At 56.1% G+C, this 21,532-nt stretch carries 18 protein-coding genes and 1 riboswitch; of the genes, 11 read left to right on the forward strand and 7 right to left on the reverse strand.

The window, feature by feature from the left end:
* The first annotated feature begins 204 nt into the window (after window positions 1-204).
* From ACZRJQ_RS17035 to ACZRJQ_RS17060, 6 genes are all read left to right on the forward strand, one after another.
* Entirely contained in the window at window positions 205-663 is a 459-nt protein-coding gene (locus tag ACZRJQ_RS17035) for a hypothetical protein (RefSeq protein ID WP_463979491.1), read from the forward strand.
* A 1-nt stretch (window position 664) separates the two neighbouring features.
* Complete coding sequence (locus tag ACZRJQ_RS17040; RefSeq protein WP_463979492.1) at window positions 665-1,228, forward strand: adhesin; 564 nt, start codon at window positions 665-667, stop codon at window positions 1,226-1,228.
* Window positions 1,229-1,298: 70 nt separating this feature from the next.
* Window positions 1,299-2,096, forward strand: coding sequence for a heme utilization protein (locus ACZRJQ_RS17045; RefSeq protein ID WP_463979493.1), 798 nt, complete (start codon window positions 1,299-1,301; stop codon window positions 2,094-2,096).
* Between the two features lie 59 nt (window positions 2,097-2,155).
* A complete protein-coding gene (locus tag ACZRJQ_RS17050) occupies window positions 2,156-2,836 on the forward strand; it encodes a C39 family peptidase (RefSeq protein WP_463979494.1) in 681 nt (226 codons plus the stop codon).
* Between the two features lie 43 nt (window positions 2,837-2,879).
* Complete coding sequence (locus tag ACZRJQ_RS17055; RefSeq protein ID WP_463979495.1) at window positions 2,880-3,626, forward strand: hypothetical protein; 747 nt, start codon at window positions 2,880-2,882, stop codon at window positions 3,624-3,626.
* A 46-nt stretch (window positions 3,627-3,672) separates the two neighbouring features.
* Window positions 3,673-4,953 carry a hypothetical protein gene (locus tag ACZRJQ_RS17060; RefSeq protein WP_463979496.1) on the forward strand — a complete coding sequence of 427 codons (1,281 nt, stop codon included), beginning with the start codon at window positions 3,673-3,675 and terminating at the stop codon, window positions 4,951-4,953.
* 62 nt (window positions 4,954-5,015) lie between these two features.
* Here the strand turns inward: ACZRJQ_RS17060 and ACZRJQ_RS17065 are convergent, their stop codons facing one another.
* Complete coding sequence (locus ACZRJQ_RS17065; RefSeq protein ID WP_463979497.1) at window positions 5,016-6,341, reverse strand: sigma-54 dependent transcriptional regulator; 1,326 nt, start codon at window positions 6,339-6,341, stop codon at window positions 5,016-5,018.
* Window positions 6,342-6,693: 352 nt separating this feature from the next.
* Here ACZRJQ_RS17065 and ACZRJQ_RS17070 point away from each other — a divergent pair, with 352 nt between their 5' ends.
* Window positions 6,694-6,960 carry a hypothetical protein gene (locus tag ACZRJQ_RS17070; RefSeq protein ID WP_463979498.1) on the forward strand — a complete coding sequence of 89 codons (267 nt, stop codon included), beginning with the start codon at window positions 6,694-6,696 and terminating at the stop codon, window positions 6,958-6,960.
* A gap of 59 nt (window positions 6,961-7,019) precedes the next feature.
* On the opposite strand, the gene ACZRJQ_RS17075 is transcribed toward ACZRJQ_RS17070, so the two are convergent.
* The 4 genes from ACZRJQ_RS17075 to cobW form a co-directional block, all read right to left on the reverse strand.
* On the reverse strand, window positions 7,020-7,667 hold the full coding sequence (locus ACZRJQ_RS17075) for a vWA domain-containing protein (protein WP_463979499.1): 648 nt from the start codon (window positions 7,665-7,667) through the stop codon (window positions 7,020-7,022).
* Window positions 7,668-7,684: 17 nt separating this feature from the next.
* Window positions 7,685-8,689, reverse strand: coding sequence for an ATP-binding protein (locus ACZRJQ_RS17080; RefSeq protein ID WP_463979500.1), 1,005 nt, complete (start codon window positions 8,687-8,689; stop codon window positions 7,685-7,687).
* Window positions 8,690-8,811: 122 nt separating this feature from the next.
* Complete coding sequence (gene cobN / locus ACZRJQ_RS17085) at window positions 8,812-12,585, reverse strand: cobaltochelatase subunit CobN (RefSeq protein ID WP_463979501.1); 3,774 nt, start codon at window positions 12,583-12,585, stop codon at window positions 8,812-8,814.
* 3 nt (window positions 12,586-12,588) lie between these two features.
* Window positions 12,589-13,659 (reverse strand): cobalamin biosynthesis protein CobW, encoded by a 1,071-nt coding sequence (gene cobW / locus ACZRJQ_RS17090; RefSeq protein WP_463979519.1) that lies wholly within the window; start codon window positions 13,657-13,659, stop codon window positions 12,589-12,591.
* A gap of 94 nt (window positions 13,660-13,753) precedes the next feature.
* Window positions 13,754-13,954: riboswitch (cobalamin riboswitch) on the reverse strand.
* An 86-nt stretch (window positions 13,955-14,040) separates the two neighbouring features.
* On the opposite strand from cobW, the gene ACZRJQ_RS17095 reads away from it, so the two are divergent.
* Both ACZRJQ_RS17095 and ACZRJQ_RS17100 read left to right on the forward strand, forming a co-directional pair.
* Entirely contained in the window at window positions 14,041-15,333 is a 1,293-nt protein-coding gene (locus ACZRJQ_RS17095) for a glycosyltransferase (RefSeq protein WP_463979502.1), read from the forward strand.
* Between the two features lie 191 nt (window positions 15,334-15,524).
* Window positions 15,525-16,661 (forward strand): glycoside hydrolase family 5 protein, encoded by a 1,137-nt coding sequence (locus tag ACZRJQ_RS17100; RefSeq protein WP_463979520.1) that lies wholly within the window; start codon window positions 15,525-15,527, stop codon window positions 16,659-16,661.
* On the opposite strand, the gene cobF is transcribed toward ACZRJQ_RS17100, so the two are convergent.
* Both cobF and ACZRJQ_RS17110 read right to left on the reverse strand, forming a co-directional pair.
* Window positions 16,658-17,422 carry a precorrin-6A synthase (deacetylating) gene (cobF, locus tag ACZRJQ_RS17105; RefSeq protein ID WP_463979503.1) on the reverse strand — a complete coding sequence of 255 codons (765 nt, stop codon included), beginning with the start codon at window positions 17,420-17,422 and terminating at the stop codon, window positions 16,658-16,660. The genes ACZRJQ_RS17100 and cobF overlap by 4 nt on opposite strands.
* Window positions 17,423-17,495: 73 nt before the next feature.
* On the reverse strand, window positions 17,496-18,797 hold the full coding sequence (locus tag ACZRJQ_RS17110; protein WP_463979504.1) for an OprD family porin: 1,302 nt from the start codon (window positions 18,795-18,797) through the stop codon (window positions 17,496-17,498).
* 220 nt (window positions 18,798-19,017) lie between these two features.
* On the opposite strand from ACZRJQ_RS17110, the gene ACZRJQ_RS17115 reads away from it, so the two are divergent.
* Together ACZRJQ_RS17115 and ACZRJQ_RS17120 are read left to right on the forward strand one after the other, a co-directional pair.
* Window positions 19,018-21,186: a hybrid sensor histidine kinase/response regulator gene (locus ACZRJQ_RS17115; protein ID WP_463979505.1), complete on the forward strand. Its 2,169-nt coding sequence runs from the start codon at window positions 19,018-19,020 to the stop codon at window positions 21,184-21,186.
* A 45-nt stretch (window positions 21,187-21,231) separates the two neighbouring features.
* Window positions 21,232-21,507 (forward strand): peptidylprolyl isomerase, encoded by a 276-nt coding sequence (locus ACZRJQ_RS17120; protein WP_083369510.1) that lies wholly within the window; start codon window positions 21,232-21,234, stop codon window positions 21,505-21,507.
* The last annotated feature ends 25 nt before the right edge of the window (window positions 21,508-21,532 follow it).

Here is a 21,532-nt window from a genome sequence, read left to right on the forward strand (position 1 = left end):
ACCGATAAAACCCTGTCGGGTTGAACCCATTAGAACCCTAACCCATTGCGCGACTGTCTCAAGCTTGAGACAGCCTTGAGTCGCTCTGCCTGTCAAAACATCACAAACTATTGATTTAAAAAACAATTCTAAAAGTGGCATGCCTTCTGCTCTCTACCTTCGCAGCGCTGAACAGGGCCGGCGCATACAGGAAGGAGTGCTGTCATGGGACATTGGGGAAGCCACATCACCCGCCATCTACTGATGGTTTGCAGCCTTGGCGCTGTGCTGGTCAGCACAATCGCTCAAGCCACTGACAACGGTGACATTGTGGTCATTCGCAAAGTTCAGCCCTTTGCAGTGGGCAACCCGGCGCCACGGCCTGACCCTAACCCAACGACGGTTAGCGCCAACCCCAGTGCTCAAATCAACAGCGCGACTCAAAACAGCGAATTGGGCGATGGCGACTTTGCCCGCGTCACCACCGGCGCAGGCGTGAGCCGCGCTATTACCGCCAACACCAACCACTTGCCCGGTGTAAATACCAGCAATGGCATGCCCGGCTTAACCAACGGACGGGCCGGCGGCAGCAGTGGCGGTGTTGCCAACAACATTGGCGGGCAGATCAATCGCAGCATTGAGCAAGGCATGCGCCCACTGACCTCTTTTGGCAAGGGGCAATAGCATGAAGCCTTCGGTGTTGATACTGGCATTACTTGCCTCTGCCAATGCGCTGGCAGACACCAGCCAGGCACAGATCAATAACTCTGGCACGGATTACACCGGCAACCTGACGGTGAACCAAGCCGCGGGCAACCAACAGCAACAAATCAACAGCCGGGCCATCGCCATCGGCACAGCTGTGCAAACCAATGCCGGGATCACCCAGCATCTCAGTGCCCAGGCGGCCCCCGGGGTCAATGCCAAGGCCAGTATCGGCGGTAACTCTTTCAGTCATGGCAATGGCCTGCTGGGTATCAACCAGTCGGCCGGGGCCAACAACCAAATGGTCAACGTTGTGCGCATCGGCATCAGTGCCGTACCGCAGAGCATTGACGATAACGCCTTGTCCAAACAAACCGTGGCGTTATTACCAAACTCGGAAGCAGGAACACCCATCAGTGGCAGCCGCCAGGTCGTTACCGGCGATCAGGCCTTCACAGGAAGTCGCGGGGTGGTCCAGTTAAACCAGAGTGCAGGGGTGGGGAACCGCATGGCTAACACCCTGAATTTACGGGTCGCAGACTGACCCGCGTAGTGCGCAGTGCAATTAGAAAAAATCCAACACTTAATTAACTAATGAAGCACGGAGAAACACCATGAAACCTACAATGGCTCTCAAACCTCTGGTTTTCGCCCTCACTGCACTTTTGGCTGTAGCTGCTCATGCGGGTAAACCCGTCGAGACTCCTCCAGTCATCACCCCACCTGCTTACACCCTTGACCCTACCGCTGCTGCCACCGCCGTCGTAGCAGACGTGCAAGTCAGTGACAGAAACAATGTGACCAATAAAGCCGCACTGAATAAAGCTGGGGTCAACGACTCGATCAAAGGCACCAACGGTAACGTAGGTGTCAACTCCGCAGCGGGTGCAGGCAACCAGCAAGACAATGCCGTTGCCATTGCGACTTCTGATGAAAGCTTTGTGATGGGCACCGCCCTTGCTCTGACCAGCGCCAGCCAAACCAGTAGCGAGAACAAAGTACAAAACTTCGGCACGCAAAATGGTGCAACGATCAATGACTCGATTAAAGGCACCTCGGGCAACATTGGTGTAAACGTTGCGGCTGGGGATCTCAACCAACAGAAAAACAACCTAGCCATTGCTGTATCTAATGGCCGTGTCGCAACAGCCGGTGCCGGTGCTACCCAGACCTCGAAAAACCTGACGGTCACTAACGAGGCAGGTCCGTCATTCCTGAGTACCGTCAGTACCTACTCTCCAATGTTCCAAGGCTCGTCTAACAGCAACAACACCCCTGTTAGCAACAACGCCAGCCTCAATGACTCGATCAAAGGCGTGTCCGGTAACGTTGGTGCAAACGTAGCCGCCGGTGTGGGTAACCAACAAAGCAACTCGCTGTCCATCGCTGCTGGCTGCAAAGTCTGCATGTAACACGATGGGATGAAAGGCCTCTGCAAAGAGGCCTTTTCTTTACCCAAGGTACGCCCCTCATGCTCAGGATCACTCTCGCCCTTTTGTTATGTTTGGCTGGCATTAGCCAAGCTGCGCAAATGCCCATTGCCGCCCTGCCCGGCGGCAATCTGATTTACAAACCGGTGCAGAGCATTCGTGAAAGGCGTTTCAGTGATTTGGTGGAACAAAAAACCGATTTCAGTTGTGGAGCTGCCGCATTGGCCACCGTACTGCGCCAAGCCTATTGGCTAGACGTCAGTGAAGATCAAGTGATTAAAGGCATGTTGGTTAATGCCGATGAAGAATTGGTTCGTACGCAAGGCTTTTCGATGCTCGATATGAAGCGCTATATCGAAAGTATCGGCATGCGCGCACGGGGTTATCGAATCCCTCCAGAAAGCCTCGAAAGCATCAATGTCCCTGTCGTGGTACTGCTCGATATCCGCGGCTACAAACACTTTGTGGTCATGCAACGGGCTCACAACAATTGGGTGTATATCGGCGATCCTGTTTTGGGTCATAAACGCTATACCCACGCAGACTTCATCAAGGGTTGGAACGGCATCATACTCGCGGTCATTGGCCCGGGTTACGACAAGGCCAACGCCTTGCGTGCCCCCCCCGAACCACTCACGGCCAAAAACAAGCTCAATACATTCAGCCCAGTTAGAGATGCCGAGTTGCTGGACTTCGGGTTTATTCAGAGTGATTTCTTTTAGGTGCGCACACTGAACAGGGGGCAGGACGTCCCAGGAGAAGCACATGAACACTTACTTTTGGCTGGCAGTAACTTGCCTGGCAACGTGTTTACCGGCTCACGCAGCCACTGTTTTCAAGCCCGTTGAACTCAAGGATCAGGAGCTGTCTGAACTGCGCGGACGTTTTGTTATGCCGGGGCGAATTATCAGCTTTGGCATCGTCATGAGCAGCACCTGGACAAACGCCCAAGGCGACTCAATTGGCGCCAGCACCTCAATGCAGGTTCAGAGTTCGGTGAAACCCCAATTCTATGTTTCAACCTACGCCTCTAAAAACGACAACAAACAGGGCACGCCCAATGTGGGAACGGGCGCTGTAATCGGTGGGGCCGGGTTAACCACAATTAACGGGGTCACGCAAAGTGTGCGTGCAGCAGGCGATAACAACAACGCCTCAAACCAGGTAGATATTAATGTCTCCGAAGCAGGCCAAGCACCGATCGTTAATCAGCAAGGCACCTTATTGAGTGCTAATAACCCAGTAAAACTATCCAATAACGCAGGTAACGTCAGTGTGTCGGCAAACGGCGGTGGTGTACAACTGGCTATTTCCGCCAACAACAATCAAGGCAACTCTTTGCAGCAAATCGCTCAAGGTGGGGTATTACAGAACACCACGCTGTTAGGTGGCGGAAATGCCGTCAACAACATGACGCAGTTAAACGTGGTATTGCGTAATAACCTGCCAAGTGCGGGTGCGCTCGATTGCAACTTGAGCCAACTAAAAGGTCTACGCACGGCCGGATATTGAACTAGGCTGATCCACTATTCACTGACACTTGCGGACGGCTTAATTCATGCACCGATCGTTTACCTTTCGCGCAGTTGTATGTATGAGCACTCTCTTGCCTTCCGCCCTGCTTCAGGCAGCTTCGGATGTCGATGTAGAGACACTAAAACAAGAACTACTGGAACTGCGTCAACGTTACGATCAACAGCAAAAAGCCCTCGCCGTATTAGAGCAGCGAGTCCGTCAGGTAGAAGAACAGCCAGCAACACCGGCCCCCAAACGTTTGGTCAAATCCCCTGCCGACCTGAGAAAAGGCCAAACAGTGGCCCAATCCAGTGGAGGTGCCGGGGGCAGTTCATATGGGGAATCACTCAAAGACGACTCCAGTCCGGCCCAGAGTGTCACCAACCTCTATGACGAGGCCAGCGGGTTCTTTGGGGGCGGAAAGTTCAGTGTAGAAACCGGCATCACCTATTCGCGCTATGACACGCGCCAGTTGTCTCTCAATGGTTTTCTTGCGCTAGACTCTATCTTTCTGGGCAACCTTAACCTTGACCGTATCAAGGCCGATAACTGGACCCTTGACCTTACTGCGCGTTACAACCTCAACAACCGTTGGCAGTTTGACGTCAACGTTCCTGTGGTCTACCGCGAATCAACGTATCAGTCAGGTGGTGCCAATGGCGGTGATGCCGGTGCAGCGTCTGAAGCCGATGTGTCCCGTGATCCGACCTTGGGCGATGTCAACGTAGGCGTGGCCTACAAGTTTATGGACGAGTCGGCCAACACACCTGATGCGGTTTTCTCCGTGCGCGTCAAAGCGCCCACGGGTAAAGATCCGTTCGGGATCAAACTGGTTCAGGCCACCGATAACAACAACATCAATTACCCCGAAAGTTTGCCGACCGGTAATGGCGTGTGGTCGATCACCCCCGGCGTCTCGCTGGTTAAAACCTTCGACCCCGCGGTGCTATTTGGTTCGCTGTCGTACACCTACAACATGGAGCAGTCATTTGATGACATCAGCTCAACGGTTGGGCAAAAGAATCCCGGCAAGGTCAAGCTTGGCGACAGCTTCCAGCTAGGCTTGGGCGTGGCCTTTGCGCTTAACGAAAAAATGAGTATGTCGTTCTCGGTGTCTGATCTGATCCAGCGCAAAAGCAAGATCAAATATGATGGCGGTGACTGGCAGTCAGCTACCACCAGCGATGCTAACGCAGGGTATTTCAACGTCGGCATGACCATTGCTGCCACCGATCACCTGACAGTCGTGCCCAACCTGTCGATTGGTTTGACGGAAGACGCGCCGGACTTCACCTTTAGCCTGAAATTCCCGTACTACTTCTAGCCGCCACAATGGAAAAGGCCCGCAGCGGGTGAACGCTGCGGGCCTTTTCTTTTTGCGCCGCCCTAGCGGATTTGGTGCTTATGCAGCAAACGATAAAAAGTAGGCCGTGACACGCCCAACACACGCGCTGCCACGCTGAGGTTGTTGCTATGACGCTGTAGCACATCGCATAACGCCTGGCGCTCAGCTCGATCTTTGTAGTCCTCCAGCGTCCCCATGCTCACACTCGCCGGTTGGCGGGTTTCAAGACCCAAGTCACGGGACTCGATCTGGCGGCCTTCTGCAAGCACCAACCCACGTCGCACTCGGTTGGCCAACTCACGCACATTGCCCGGCCAATGATGGTTACCCATAGCAACCAGCGCCTCTTCACTGAAACTACGAGGGCGGCGGCCCGTTTCCAGGCTATAAAAGCGCGAAAAGTGATTGGCAAGCATGGCCAAATCGCCATGACGTTCACGCAATGGCGCAGTGACAACCTGCAGTACGTTAAGCCGGTAATACAAATCTTCGCGAAAACGCCCGTTAATAATCGCCGCTTCAAGATCAACGTGTGTGGCTGCCAGCACGCGAACGTCCACATCAATAGGCTGACTGCCCCCCACGCGCTCTATGTGCTTTTCCTGCAAAAAGCGCAGCAAGTTCGCTTGTAATTCCAGTGGCAGGTCGCCAATTTCGTCCAAAAACAATGTGCCGCCATTGGCCGCTTCGATACGCCCGATCTTGCGTTGATGGGCGCCTGTAAACGCCCCCTTTTCGTGACCAAACAGTTCTGACTGGATCAGATGTTCCGGTATGGCGCCGCAGTTGATCGCGACAAAAGGTTTGTCATGACGCTGAGATTGGCGGTGCAGAGTTCGCGCAACCAACTCTTTGCCTGTACCGCTTTCGCCCCGAATCAACACCGGCGATTCGGTCGGAGCCAATTTGCTCAACAGCTTGCGCAGGTCGCGAATAGTTCGGCTTTCGCCGAGCAGTTCGTGTTCAGACTCATCATGGTGCGCCAGGCCCTGCCCCCGCAGGCGCGCCATACCAAACGCCCTCCCGAGGGTGACTTGTACCCGCGAGACATCAAAGGGCAGCGTATGAAAGTCGAAAAACCATTCACACACAAAATCCCCCACATTCTTTAACTTCAAGACCTCAGGGCTCAAAACGGCAATCCACTCGGTGCCACTGCGGCTGATCATGTCTTTAACCGCTTCCGGGCGCTCCAGATGAAAAGGCTGGAGCCGAAGCAAGCCCACATCGCATGAACGATCAATGACCGCCTCTAGATCACAACTGTCCACGTCCCAGCCAATGGTTCTAAGCCCTGGCAATAGCTGATGACAATCATCACAAGGATCAACCACTAACAAACGTCGGGATAAGGACATTTCGTGCATGACTGTTCCTTGGCGTCAAAATTTTAAAAAAGTATTAGAAACAGTAAGTTGCCGTTGCTGCTTGTAACGGTAGCAACAACTTGACGGTTTCTTGTACCGTTTTTTAATAAGACTAATAACCAATCACGATTAACCTATTCATTCGCAGGGATGGCGTTTTTAAATAAATCTGAAATGCCACTTTTACGCCGCAAAAAAATTGATTCACGTCAGCTTTATAAAAATACTTTTAAAAAAATGACATTTATGTGTGACCCAAGCCGGGGGTGCGGGCATCAGTACAAGTAACCAACCGAACGGTACGCCCAGCCGACGGTTAATCATTTGATGGGCCTATGTGAGAGAACCCCCTATGAACGCCCCGCTCCGTTTCAACGAAGCACTTTTGATTGCCGGCCATGCCTTTGAACCTTTCGAATGCGTTGCTTGGGCTGCACATGATGGCCACGGCGAACTCAGCCTGACCGTTATTGACCGCACCAGCACGCACATTGGTCGCAAACAAATCCCACGCAGCGCCTGCGCTGATGCGGCTCAACTCGAAAGCCTGCTGGCCCAAGCCCGCGCCGAGCTGAGCAACGAAGGTTATGCCCTGCAACCGTGGGTCATGCCGGCTTAATAGCCTGAGCGTTACGCAATCGGACGTAGCCGTCGCCAAACGCTACGTCTGATTGCAGCTTAGCTCTGCTGCAACTGATCAATATGCAGGTAGTCGACCTCAAGCGCTGAGGCTAGTTGCTGAGCCCGGCCAAGGCGAATGGGGCCTCGCTCAATATCGATCAGCACCCCCGGGCATTCAATTCGCGACAACCCAAGCCATTCCTTTACACGCCCGTCGGTGAGCAGCAAAAAGCGTTTTTGCTCCTCTGGCCATTGCTTGTCACGAGCACTGAGCCACTTGGATGCTTCCTGCAGTGCCGCCAGCAAGGGCGTGCCGCCCCCTGCACCCAGCGTCGCCAACCATTGCTCCAGCGCTTTTGACGCTTTGGCACCGCTGACCTGCCACTCAGGCGTGCTACCGCTGGCTGTCATCACCGCCACTCGTGCTCGCTGACGATAGGCATCTTCGAACACCTGAGCCAACAGCCCTTTAGCATCGCTCAACGCCTGATGCCTGCGGGTTGAGGCTGAAGCATCAACCACCACCAGCCATAGGGTTTGAGCCGCACTTTTGCGTGTTCGATACACCACATCCTCGCGCTGGCGCGGGCGGCCGCGAAGCAAGGTTTCAATCCAGTTGATTGCACCGCTACCAGCGCTGCGGCTTGCGCCTTGTTTGCCCGTATTGAGCAAACCCGGCTGGGGCTTGGCATCCGCCCCCGTCATTGAGCGAGGGCGAATGCCTAAGGCTTTTTTGGCCAGTTCGGCACTTCACGTCGAGCGCCTACGGCCTGAGGCTGAGCGGGCAGTTCCCCCCATTGCCCTTGGCCGCTGTTGGGAGCGGCACTGCCCGTAGCAGATGGCGACGACGGCTCTGGAGGTGTAGCCCGTGGCGCTTGCTCGCGACGGCGATGCCTTAAAGCAAAGTCAGCGACGGCCTCAATGTCTTCAAGGTCGATAGCAGTAGCACCACGCCATGCTGCATGGGCTCGTGCAGCGCGCAGCCACACCAAGTCGGCGCGCATGCCGTCCACGCCCGCCGCATAACAACGCTCAGTAATCAGCGCCAACGAATGCTCATCCAGCGCAATACGGCTTAACCATTCACGGGCCTGCTGGCAACGAAGACGCAAAGCCGCTTGCTCTGGCGCCCAGTGCGCACAAAACCCCTGCGGGTCAGCGTCAAAATCCAGTCGGCGACGGATAATTTCTGCGCGTTCAAGGGGCTGCGGCTGGCCGCTCATGGCCACGTTAAGGCCAAAGCGATCGAGCAACTGAGGGCGTAGCTCCCCTTCCTCTGGGTTCATGGTGCCAATCAATACAAAGCGCGCTGCATGGCGATGAGAAATCCCGTCGCGCTCCACCACGTTGGTGCCGCTCGCGGCCACGTCCAGCAGCAAGTCCACTAGATGGTCGGCCAACAAATTCACTTCATCGACATACAGCACGCCGCCATCGGCCTTGGCCAATACCCCCGGCGAAAACTGGGCCTTGCCTTGCCCCAGCGCAGCGTCCAGGTCCAAGGTGCCCACCAGTCGCTCTTCGGTCGCACCCAACGGCAGCGTGACGAACTGGCCGCTGGCGAGCACATCCGCCAGGCCGCGAGCCAGCGTAGATTTGGCCATGCCGCGCGGCCCCTCGATCAGCACTCCGCCAATTTTCGGGTCAATCGCAGTCAAACACAGCGCCAGCTTCAAAGCGTCTGCGCCAACTACCGCCGATAACGGGAAATGCGGGGCGTCATTCATGTGTTGGGTTCCAAAAGTACAAATTTAAAAAATGCAAAGCAGCTGTAGGCTGCGAGCTTACTCACGATTCATACAACGCGGTATGTCGAATCCCCGCGCGAACAAGCCAGCGCCTACTGACATTACGCGTCTTCCTCTATGTCCAGCAGCAGGTTTTCCAATGCTTCACGGTATTGACCCGGTTCACTCCATAACCCGCGTTGTTGCGCTTCAAGCAAACGCTCGGTCATATCGCGTAGCGCATGGGGGTTGTGCTGTTGAACAAATGCTCGGGTCTCTGGGTCCAGTAAATAAGCATCCGCCAACAAGGCGTACTGATGGTCGTCGATCAAATGAGTGGTGGCGTCAAAGGCAAACAGGTTGTCCAGGGTTGCAGCCATTTCAAACGCACCTTTGTAACCATGGCGCTTGACCCCCTCGATCCACTTGGGGTTTGCCGCGCGCGAACGGATAACCCGATTCAGCTCTTCTTTCAGGGTGCGAATTTTCGGTAAGTCTGGCTGGCTATGATCGCCATGATAGCTGGCGGCCTTTTCGCCACTCAGGCTTTCGACGGCCGCAAGCATCCCCCCCTGAAACTGGTAATAGTCGTTGGAGTCGAGCACGTCATGCTCGCGGTTGTCCTGGTTGTGCACCACCGCCTGCACCTGACTCAAGCGCTGAGCGAACTGATCACGGGCGGCGGTGCCTTCATCCGTCGCGCCGTAGGCATAACCGCCCCAGTTCAAATACACCTGAGCCAAGTCATCGCGGCTCTCCCACAAGCGTCCATCAATGGCGCTTTGCACACCCGCGCCATAAGCGCCCGGTTTAGCACCAAAAATACGCCAACCGGCCTGTCTTGCCGCTTGTTCGGCCGCCATGCCTTCCTGCTCTAGCTGTTCGCGCTCGCTTCGAACCTTGGCGGCCAAGGGGTTCATGTCGTCGGGCTCGTCCAGCGCGGCCACGGCCTGTACTGCGGCATCGAACAGGCGAATCAGGTTGGCAAAGGCATCGCGAAAGAACCCTGAAACTCGCAAGGTCACATCAACACGCGGACGGTCGAGCAAACTGATGGGCAGGATTTCAAAGTCATCAACCCGCTGACTGCCAGTCGCCCACACAGGGCGTACCCCCATCAATGCCATTGCCTGAGCAATGTCATCGCCGCCGGTACGCATGGTCGCCGTGCCCCAGACCGATAAGCCCAATTGGCGCAGGTGATCGCCGTGGTCTTGTAAATGGCGTTCCAAAATCAGGGAGGCCGACTGAAACCCGATACGCCAGGCCGTGGTGGTCGGCAGGTTGCGCACGTCCACCGAAAAGAAGTTGCGCCCGGTCGGTAATACATCCAAACGCCCGCGACTGGGTGCGCCACTTGGCCCGGCAGGTACAAACCGCCCGCTCAGCGCATCGAGCAAGCCTTGCATTTCTGCCGGGCCGCAGGCGTCCAGACGCGGCGCGACAAGTTCAACCAAGGCGGTAAAAATAGACCGAACCTCAGCCCACTGCTCACCCTCGGGCAACTGCAGGTTGCCAGCCAACGCCTGCTCAATAAGCTGCGCGGCGTACAGCTCCAAACGCTCGCGCGTATCGCCAGCCGTGCGCCATAAGGCTGTATCCACCGCCTGCAAGGGCGAAGGTTGAGGCCCGACCCAAGGCTCGGCCAAGGCACAATCCAGCGGATCAAAACCCAACTCAAAGGCTTTGGCCAACGCCCTCAGCACACTGGATTGCGCACCGCGCCCGTCACCACGAGGGATGCGCAACAGTGCCAGCAAGGTGTCGATTCGCAAACGCCCAGCGGGCGATTCACCAAAAATGTGCAGCCCATCGCGGATTTGCGACTCTTTGAGGTCACACAAATAGGTGTCCAGCCGTGGCAGCCAAATGGCCGCATCGGCATCGCTGTCGAGTTGTTCGTCGAGTTGCAGTTCGCGGTCAATGTGGGTCTCACGCACCAATTGCAAAATGTCGCGTTGCAACTCGCGGGCCCGACGCGGATCAAGCAACTGTGCTTCGTAATACTCGTCAGCCAGCAGCTCCAGATGACGCAGTGGGCCGTAGGTTTCGGCCCGTGTCAGCGGCGGCATCAAGTGATCGATGATCACTGCTTGAGTCCGGCGTTTAGCCTGAGCGCCCTCACCCGGGTCATTAACGATGAAGGGATAAACGTTAGGCATCGGACCCAAAATTGCGTCAGGCCAGCACTGCTCTGACAGACCCACGCCTTTGCCAGGCAACCATTCCAGATTGCCGTGTTTGCCCACATGCACCAGGGCGTGTGCGCCATAGGTGTGACGCAGCCAAAAGTAAAACGCCAGATACCCGTGGGGTGGCACCAGATCCGGGTCGTGGTAAACCGCACTGGCATCCACTTGATAACCCCGTGCTGGCTGAATGCCCACAAAGGTCAGGCCAAACCGCAGGCCCGCAATCATCATTCGGGCGCTGCGGTACATCGGGTCAGCGTCAGGTAGGCCCCAACGCTCAATCACAGCGTCACGGTTGGCTTGGGGCAATTGATTAAACATCAGCCAATAGTCATCCAGCGCCAGGCTTTGCTGACAGGGGCGTAAATCAAGGCTTTCAAGGTCGTTGGTTACACCACCCAACAGCGCTTGAATCAATCCCGTGCCGCTTTGAGGTAACTCGCCATCGACGGGGTAACCTTGCCCCTGTAAAGCCTGCAAAATATTCAGCGCGGCGGCTGGGGTGTCCAGCCCCACTCCGTTACCAATACGACCATCGCGGGTTGGGTAATTGGCCAAAATCAATGCAATGCGTTTTTGTGGGTTTGGCACACGGGCCAGCTCTACCCAACGCCGCGCCAGCTCGGCCACAAAGTCCATTCGTTCGGGTTGCGGGCGATAACACACCACGTCCGACTGGCTGCGTTCACTGCGCCAGGCCAGATCCTTGAAGCTGATCGGCCGGCTGATGATTCGCCCATCCAGCTCAGGCAAGGCAATGTGCATCGCCAGATCTCGCGGCCCCAAGCCTTGCTCACTCGTACGCCAGCCGGCTTCGTTGTCTTGGGCGCAAATGGCCTGAATGACAGGAATATTGCGTCGAAACGGACGCAAATGTGGTGCTTCTGGGCTGGACTGGGCAAAGCCTGTGGTATTGAGAATGACCCCGGCGTCGACTTCATCCAGCACGTCCTGAACCATCGCCAGGCAACCCGGCTCTTTAAGACTGGCCACCGCAATCGGCAGTGGATTAAGGCCAGCGGCCTGCAAGCGTTGGCAAAACACATCCACAAAAGCAGTATTGGCGGCCTGCAAGTGCGAGCGATAAAACAACAGCGCCGCCACCGGTTGGCCAGCCTGCCAATCGGCTTGCCAGTGCCGCAGTGAAGGGTTTGAGTGCTGAGGGTGATAAATCGCCGTGCGTGGCAATGTCTGCGGTTCAACCCACGGGTAATCGCGCCCCAACCATTGGCTCGCGACACAGCGATACAGTTGCAGTGCATTGTGTCGCCCGCCTTGGCGCAAAAAATGCCAAAGCCGTGCAGCCTGCTCAGCAGGCACTGTGCTCAGCGCGCTGAGTTCCGGGTCGGGGCGATCATCGCCGGGCACCAGAATCAACGTCACGCCGCGCTCTGCCAATTGCACCAAACGCTCAATGCCGTAACGCCAATAGCCAATGCCGCCGTGCAACGACAACAGAATCACTTTGGCGTGCTGCAACACCTGATCGACATACAAATCGACCGAGGCATGGTTTTGCACCTGCATCGGGTTGGCCAGACGCAGGCTTGGATAATCTTCAGGCAACTGCTGCGCTGCTTCAGCCAGCAGTGCCAGGCTTGAATCACCACTGCACAGGATCACCAGCTCAGCGGGGGTTTGGCCTAAGTCGGCTATGTTGTCGTCCGATACAAAGCCACCGGGCTGGGTCCTGAGCAAGTGCATGGTTTAGGCGCTCAACGCGGTGCGCAGAGTGGACTCAAGCAGCGCCGCATCCAGATCCTGACCGATCAGCACCAAACGCGTGGTGCGGGGCTCTTCTGCGCGCCACGCGCGGTCAAAGTGCTTGTCGAAACGCGTGCCCACACCTTGAATCAGCAACCGCATCGGTTTACCCGGGATGGCAGCAAAGCCTTTGACCCGCAGAATGCCGTGCTTGACCACCAGTTGAGTCAACGCGTCCATCAATAGCTGCTCTTGCGCCTCAGGCAGCTCAATGGAAATCGAATCAAACGCATCATGGTCGTGATCGTCGTGGTCATCATCGCCATCGTGGTGATGGTCGTGGTGGCTGTGACGGCTGTCGATGTGTTCTTCAGAACTGGCACCCAGGCCCAGCAATACGTCCAGCGGCAAACGACCGCTGCTGGCCTCGATAACTTTCACCGCAGGCGGCAGCTCTTCGGCCACTTCGGCACGTACCTTGGCCAGATCATCAGGGCTGATCAGATCGGCCTTGTTCAGAATGACCAGGTCAGCGCTGGACAGTTGATCAGCGAACAACTCATGCAGAGGCGACTCATGATCCAGATTTGGGTCAAGTTTGCGCTGGGCATCCACTTGATCCGGGAATGCTGCAAAGGTGCCTGCGGCCACAGCCGGGCTGTCGACCACTGTAATCACTGCGTCTACAGTGCATGCGCTGCGGATTTCTGGCCACTGGAACGCTTGAACCAGCGGCTTTGGCAGGGCCAGACCCGAGGTTTCGATCAGGATGTGGTCGATATCGCCACGGCGCGCAACCAGTTCACGCATCACCGGGAAGAATTCTTCCTGAACGGTGCAGCACAAGCAGCCATTGGCCAGCTCATAGACGCGACCATTGGCTTCTTCTTCGGTGCAGCCGATGGAACACTGTTTGAGAATCTCGCCGTCAATGCCCAGCTCGCCGAACTCGTTGACGATGACCGCAATGCGACGGCCCTGTGCGTTGTCCAGCATGTGGCGCAGCAGGGTGGTTTTGCCCGAACCGAGAAAGCCGGTAACGATAGTGACGGGGATTTTGGCCAGTGTTTTCATCGGATGCCCTTTGGCAAAGCGGCGGGCATACGGGACGACTGTCGCAGGCATTCGCGCGCGAGATCTCGCCACCGGATCACCCCGCCCGGTTGAAGTAAAAATCTGTTACGAGGCAGGTCTCCTGGCTTACGGCCTGGGCGTCAGCTAAAAGCTGAGCCCTGCCCGGCGCCTTCCCGCCGAATGGGCAGTGGCATTGCAGGGCAATTGAACCGTTTACAGTTGCGGGGGCAGCCGCGGCATACCGCGTTCCCTTCTTAGCTTCGCGTTGCGAAGAACCTCGAACGCGCAAGGCTACGCAGTGCGTTGTAGCAGGTCAATGTCAGGCGTGCAGGTGTGTGTGCTTTAATTGCCGCCTTTTTAGTACGTCCCAAGGAACTCCCCATGTCGTCCCCTCGCCCAACCCGCGTTCTGATCATTGGTTACGTGTGGCCCGAGCCACGCTCATCGGCGGCGGGTGGGCACATGATGCAAATCATCGAGAGTTTTTTGCAGCAAGGCTGGCAGATCACCTTCAGCAGCCCTGCTGGCATCGGCGAGCACAAGGCCGACTTGGCCTCACTGGGCATTGATGAAGTCACCATTGAGCTTAATAACAGCAGTTTTGACACCTTTATCAGTGAACTGGCCCCGGACGTGGTGTTATTCGACCGCTTCATGATGGAAGAGCAGTTCGGCTGGCGCGTCGAAAAGCACTGCCCACACGCTCTGCGCATCTTGGAAACTTCTGACTTGCAAAGCCTGCGCGATGCTCGCCAGCAGCAACTTAAAGCCCGGCTCAAACACACCGCTGAACAGGACGACTTCAGCAGCCTGTTCGCCCCGGCCCCACGCGAAACCTTTGAACAGATGGCTGGCACCGATCTGGCGCAGCGGGAAATCGCGGCTATTTATCGCAGTGATTTGAACTTAATGATTTCTGAATACGAAATCGACTTGTTGGTTGAGCAGTTCCACGTACCAAAATCGCTGCTGCACTGGTGCCCCCTGATGGTGGATCGCGTGCCTGACACATTCGTGCCCTACGAGCAGCGCCAGCATTTTTTAAGCATCGGTAACTTTCGCCACGCCCCTAACTGGGACGCGGTGTTGTGGATGAAAACCCATATCTGGCCATTGATTCGTCAACAACTGCCCGGCGCACAACTGCATATCTATGGTGCCTACACCCCGCCAAAAGCCACGGCGTTGCACAACCCGGCACAAGGCTTTCATGTGCTGAACTGGGCTGAAGATGCGCTGGCCGTGATGAGCAATGCTCGGGTCTGCATGGCGCCGTTGCGCTTTGGCGCGGGCATTAAAGGCAAAATTGCCGACGCCATGCTCTGCGGCACACCGAACGTGACCACGCCTGTTGGCGCCGAAGGCATGCACGGCGACCTGCCGTGGGCCGGTGCCATTGAGCAAAGTGCCAGTGCCATTGCGGCGGCCGCTGTTCAGTTGTATCAAAACTCGCAGGCGTGGCATCAAGCTCAGCAGCACGGGCAAGCCCTCCTCACTGCGCGCTACCTGCAAAGCCAACACGGCCCTGCGCTGATAGAGCGAATCGAAGCCTGTCGCGCCGAACTTGAGCACCATCGGCGCAACAACTTCACTGGCGCCATGCTGCGCCATCACCAGCACAAAAGTACGCAGTACATGTCGCAGTGGATCGAAGCGAAAAACCGTAACGTTTAATGTCCAGCATCAACCCTTAAATTTCGGAAGTGGCTGACAGCCGTACCGCTGCCGTTCGATTAAGTTCGTCCTCTGGAATCGTGTGGCCACTTAAGGCCCTGCTCCACAGGACGCATGACATGCTCAAAACCTTACTGGCCTGTACGTGTTTTTTTCTGCTGTTGGTCTGTGACGCATTAGCGGGCGTGCCCATTCGCTTCTGGGACAGCCCGCAGTACGGGGGCAACAGCTTTAATCGACTGCCGCCGACACTGGGCTACTTCAAGGCGTTGAAAGGTTACGGCGCCACATGGGTGCGCTTGTCGTATGACAAATGGCAGCCGCAGCAACGGGACTTTCTGCTGGGCAGTGCTGATCGCTACACGGGACTGATGCCCGCTGATTTAGCCACACTCAACGCCACACTAGACCGAGCGCACGCTGCTGGGCTCAAGGTGGTCATTACACCTCTGTCTCTGCCTGGCATGCGCTGGGCGCAAAACAACAACAATCGGTTTGATGATCGGTTATGGCAAGACAAAGCCTACTGGGAGCAAGCCGCGCAGTTTTGGCAAGATCTGGCCTCAGAGCTTAAAAATCATCCAGCCGTAGCGGCTTACAACCTCATCAATGAGCCCGCCCCCGAGCGCCAAGGCCAATTGGCAGAACACGCCACAGCACAAGCCATGCAGGCCTGGTACGCCCAGCACGCACAAACAGCCCGCGACTTGCCGGCTTTTTATAACCAGTTGATTAAAGCCATTCGTGAAGTCGACCCAAACACACCGATCATGGTGGATGCTGGCTGGTATGGCGCGGCAGATGCGTTTGAGTACTGGCCAAAGCGACTCAATGATTCAAAGGTGCTGTACAGCGTGCATATGTACGAGCCCTATGCCGCGACCAGCGCACCCAACATGAAACGCGCAAAGCCTTATCGCTACCCCGGCATGGTGCCGTTTGCAGGCCAAGAGCGTTTATGGAACAAGGCTCAAGTGGCGTCTTACCTTCAACAGCCCTTGCAATGGGCTAACAGACAACAACTTGCGCGCAATCGCTTAGTGGTGGGTGAGTTCGGCTGCATGCGCAGGTTAGCGGGTTGCCAGCAATACCTTGAAGATGTGCTGAGCACGCTGGATAAGGCACAAGTTCACTGGGCTTTTTACAGTTTTCGAGAAGACAGCTGGGATGGCATGGACTATGAGCTAGGCACGGCCAAAGTTCCTTGGGCCTATTGGCAGGCCATTGAGCGCCAGCAACCCGACCCACTGCCCCGCACAGCCACACCTGCGTTTGAACCCATTCGCGCACGGCTGGCCGCCGATAAAACTCAGCCAAACCAGCCTTAACCCGCAGACGGCACCAAACGTCGACGCAGCAAATACGTGTCCATGATCCAGCCTTTACGTTGACGGGCCGCTTGGCGTGCGAGCTTGATCTGCTCACACACATCAGCCAATTTGCCTGCGATCAAAATCTCGTCCTCAGTGCCGATGTACGCGCCCCAGTAAATATCGAGATCTTCACCAACGAATGCCTGAAACGCACACTGTGCGTCGAGCATCACGACAACATTGTCCAAATCATCTGCCACCAGACGTCGCCCTGTGGTGATGCGAATGGGCTGCCCAATGCCATTGAGTGGTATTCGATGCCTTGCCGCCAGTGCCTGCGCACTGCTGATACCGGGTATTACCTGATAGTCGAAACCTGAACAGCCATTGGCCTGCACCCGATCAAGAATGCGCAAGGTGCTGTCATATAACCCAGGCTCCCCCCACAACAAAAAAGCGCCGCACTCACCGTCGGCCATTTCGTTGTCGATCAGATGGGCAAACAGCTCTGCGCGCTGCTCGTGCCAGTTCTCAACCCCTTGGGTGTAAGACGGTGAAGCGCTATCACGCAGCGGGTCGCAGGCTTGTACCACCCGGTATTTGGGCTCACGGATGTAACGCTTACACATTTCAAGGCGTAACCGCACCAGGTCTTCAGTGGGCTGGCCCTTGTCCAGCACAAAGAACACCGAGGCGCGGTTCATCGCGTTGATCGCCTGCACAGTCAAGTGCTCGGGGTCACCTGCGCCAATGCCGATCAGTAACAGTGTTTTCATCGTGTTTATCCTCAGGGGCTGACAGGGAGTTTAGGCCCTGTCACACGACAAAACGCTGAACTGCGCGTTGGCTTTACCAGATCGACAGGTTGTAACTGACGATCAGACGGGTTTCATCAACATCGCGGGCAAACTTCGAGTAGTTGGTGCGATAGGTGGCATTACGAAAGCGCAGGCTGACGTCCTTGAACGTACCGCTTTGCACGATGTATTTAAGCTCGCTGTCGCGCTCCCACTCTTTGCCTTCTTCTGTGCTGCCCACCACTTTGATGTGATCGCCATTGACGTAGCGGGTCAAGAACGACAGGCCGTTAATGCCAATCGCCTTGAAGTCATAGTCATAACGCAGCTGCCACGAACGCTCTTGAGCGTTGGCGAAGTCGTTTACCTGCACATAGTTGACCAAATACGGGTTACTGCCATCGAGGTACGGCATGGAGGTATCGCCGTTCATGCGCTGCCAGCCTGCACCGAATTTATGCCCGCCCAGCGAGTAAGTCAGCATCCCGCCCAACGCACGGTTGTCGATGTTAGAGGCCTTGGCCGAGCCTGCATCCTCACTTTTGAGCAAGCGCACGTCTGCCGACAGCACGCCCGGGCCTACCGGGTGAGACGCCAGCAGCCCCACAAATTGCTGGCGATAGATGTCTTCGAGTTCTGAGTAGTGGTACTGCGCGGTCAAGTGCTCGTTAACCTTGTAGTCCAAACCGTACATGTTGAAGTGGTCGGACGTGATGTCGCAGGCATAACGCTTGTTTTTGCAGTTGAGGCGCAGATCCTGTGCGTTACTGGAGTCGCGGGCGGTGTAGCGGTTCAGACGCGAGGCCATGAACTTCAGGTCTTTGATTTCTTCTGATACCAACATGGCGCCATTGAACATGTTGGGCAGCAGTCGACCGTCGTTGTACTTGAGCAGCGGCAAATCCGGCAACATTGCGCCGTACTTGAAGACTGTTTCGGAGATACGCATTTTTGCGGTCAGCCCCAATTTTGCGTATTGATCCTTGGAACGTCGCGGGTCGTTGCCGGTCGAAGGCAAAAGGCCGCTGTTGCTGTCTGCCGGGCTGGAATCAAGTTTGAATCCCATCATGCCCAGCGCATCAAGGCCAAAACCAACAGTGCCTTCGGTATAACCCGATTGCAGGTTGAGGATAAAACCTTGCGCCGTTTCATCACGCTTGGAAGCCCCTTGCGGGTTAGAGCTGCTGCCATCACGGAAGTCACGATTGAAGTACACAGTGCGCGCTTCCAGCTTGGCGCTGGCGTCTTCAATAAAACCACCAGCTTGTGCCTGTGCAGTAACTCCGGCACACACTGCAAACGCAGTCAGGCATGCAACCCGGCGCTGCGACAAAAGAGGAAAAGGGACAACCATGAACAAGCTCCAGCAGCGAATCATTCGCGCAACAAAAACAAATGCACAGCCGCCTGCGGCCACAAGCCCAAGCGTGCACATTCAATCCAAAGGGGTGGCGCAATTATACGAAAGGCTATGCTTGCACCTCATTCGACCTTAGTCGCACGTAGTGGCAAAATGCCAATTTCGTAGCAATTACAACGTCTAATCGCATTGAATTCACACTCAGGACCCTTGCATGAGCGCCGTATCCCCCGTCAGTACGCTTGAGGCGCTGGCAGAGCGCATGAACAAGAAACGCAATCCACTGGGCGACTTGGCTAGCTGGCCCCAGAGTTTGCGTACCTGCACGCAGCTGGTACTGGACTCGCCCATGCCCATGTTGCTGTTGTGGGGCAAGCAACTGACGCAGTTGTATAACGACAGCTTTGCGGCATTGGCTGGCGATAAACACCCTGAGGCGCTAGGCCTTCCCGTGCAGGCCAGTTGGCCGCAATACACGGAGTTCAGCCAGCCCATTATCGAAGCGGTGTTAGCTGGAGAAAGCCGCAGCTTTATTGATCAGTATTTTTTGATTCCCGATCGCCTGCACGCTACCGAGCTGTGGCTCGACCTGACGTTCAGCCCCGTTCGCGATGAACAGGGGTGCGTGGCGGGCATATTGATGGTGGCAGTCAAAACCTCAAAACGCAGACGCGCAGCGATCAAACTGCGACAACGCACGCTGGCCAGTCGCAAGGCACAACACGACACCGAAGAGCGCCTGCAACTGGCCCTCACCGCCACTAACGGGGTGGGCACCTGGGACTGGAACATTGATCAGGACTTGTTCGTCACCGACAGTCGCTTTGCTCAAATGCACGGCATCGCGCCGCAAATGAGTGGTCAATTACCCATCAGCGCTTATATCTACGGGGTACACCCGGATGATCGGCTCGCGCTGGCCCAATCGATCAAAGACTGCATCACCCACAACGGTGAATATGCCGAGGAATACCGGCTGCTGGATGCCGACGACAATGTGCGCTGGATTTTCGCCCGTGGGCGCTGCTTCAAGGGTGAGCAAGGCCGGGCGCAACGTTTTATGGGGGCAGCACTGGATATTACCGAGCGCAAGAAAACCGAACAGGCCTTGCGTGACCTTAACGACACCCTTGAAGAGCGTGTCGCGCAACGCACACAAGCGCTCGCCGAAGCCAACCAACAGTTGCAACTTGAAATGCTTGAACGGGGACGTGCCGAAGAGGCCCTGCGCCACGCACAAAAAATGGAAGCCGTTGGCCAACTCACAGGCGGCATCGCACACGACTTTAACAACATGCTGACAGGCATTATCGGCAGCCTGGACTTGATGAAACGCTACATCGCCGCAGGGCGCAGTGCTGAAGTGGGTCGCTTTACCGAGGCTGCTGTTTCATCTGCACAGCGTGCAGCAGCACTGACCCACCGCCTGTTGGCGTTTTCGCGTCGCCAGTCACTGGATCGCAAACCTCTGGACCCCAACAGTCTGGTGACCTCATTGCAAGATCTGTTCAGCCGAACCACCGGCTCGCATATCGACGTGCAGGTCGAGCTAGGGAAAAACATTTGGGCGGTCAACACCGACGCCGGGCAACTCGAAAGCGCCCTGCTCAACCTGATCATCAACGCGCGCGATGCCATGCCTGAGGGCGGAAAGCTGCTGGTTAAAACGGCCAACAGCTACTTGGACGGCACTGACATCAGCACACTGGAGCCAGTCAAGGCCGGTGATTATGTCATGCTCGAAGTCAGTGACAACGGCAGCGGCATGACCCCGCAAATCCTCGCTAAAGCCTTTGACCCTTTCTTCACCACCAAGCCCATTGGCCAAGGCACAGGCCTTGGGTTGTCGATGATTTATGGTTTTGCCCAGCAGTCTGGGGGCCACGTCAGCATTAGCAGCGAAAGCGGCACTGGCACTCGTGTTCGGGTGTACTTGCCGCGTCACTACACCCTTGACTCTCAACCGCGCCAACCGATCAACAGCCCTGATGCGCCGTGCGCGATCGCGGGTGAGTGCGTATTGCTGGTGGAGGACGACCCGGCGGTGCGCATGCTGGTGCTCAACGTGCTCGATGAGCTCGGTTACACCGCGCATCAAGCCCCTGATGCAAAAACTGCGCTGCCACTGCTGGAGTCTTCGTTGCGCATTGATTTGCTGGTGACAGACGTAGGCTTGCCAGGCATGAATGGACGACAACTGGCAGAAATAGCCCGCCAACATCGTCCTGGGTTGAGCGTATTGTTTATGACCGGTTATGCCGAAAGCGCTGCCGAGCGCAAAGGTTTTTTGGACGAAGGAATGGACATGATCGGCAAGCCATTCACCATTGAAACGCTGGCAACCATGATCCGCGACATGATCAACCCGAAAACTCAGGCATAATCCGCGCCCTCGTAAATTGCCCTACAGCTGCAAGGTAACTGCCCCATGAAAGCTCAAGCCCGCCATATTTTGGTGAAAACCGCCGAAGAGGCAGAATCACTCAAGCAACGCATCGCTAAAGGTGAAGCCTTTGATGTGCTGGCTAAAAAATTCTCAACCTGCCCATCGGGCAAGCGTGGCGGGGATTTGGGGGAGGTTCGACCCGGCCAGATGGTTGGCATTATCGATCAGATTATTTTCAAAAAACCATTGCGAGTGGTGCATGGCCCGGTCAAAAGCAAGTTTGGTTACCACTTGGTGCAAGTGTTCTACCGTGACTGATTGTTGCGGCCCTTGCGGCAAAAAC

Source organism: Pseudomonas sp. E315 (assembly GCF_055406205.1).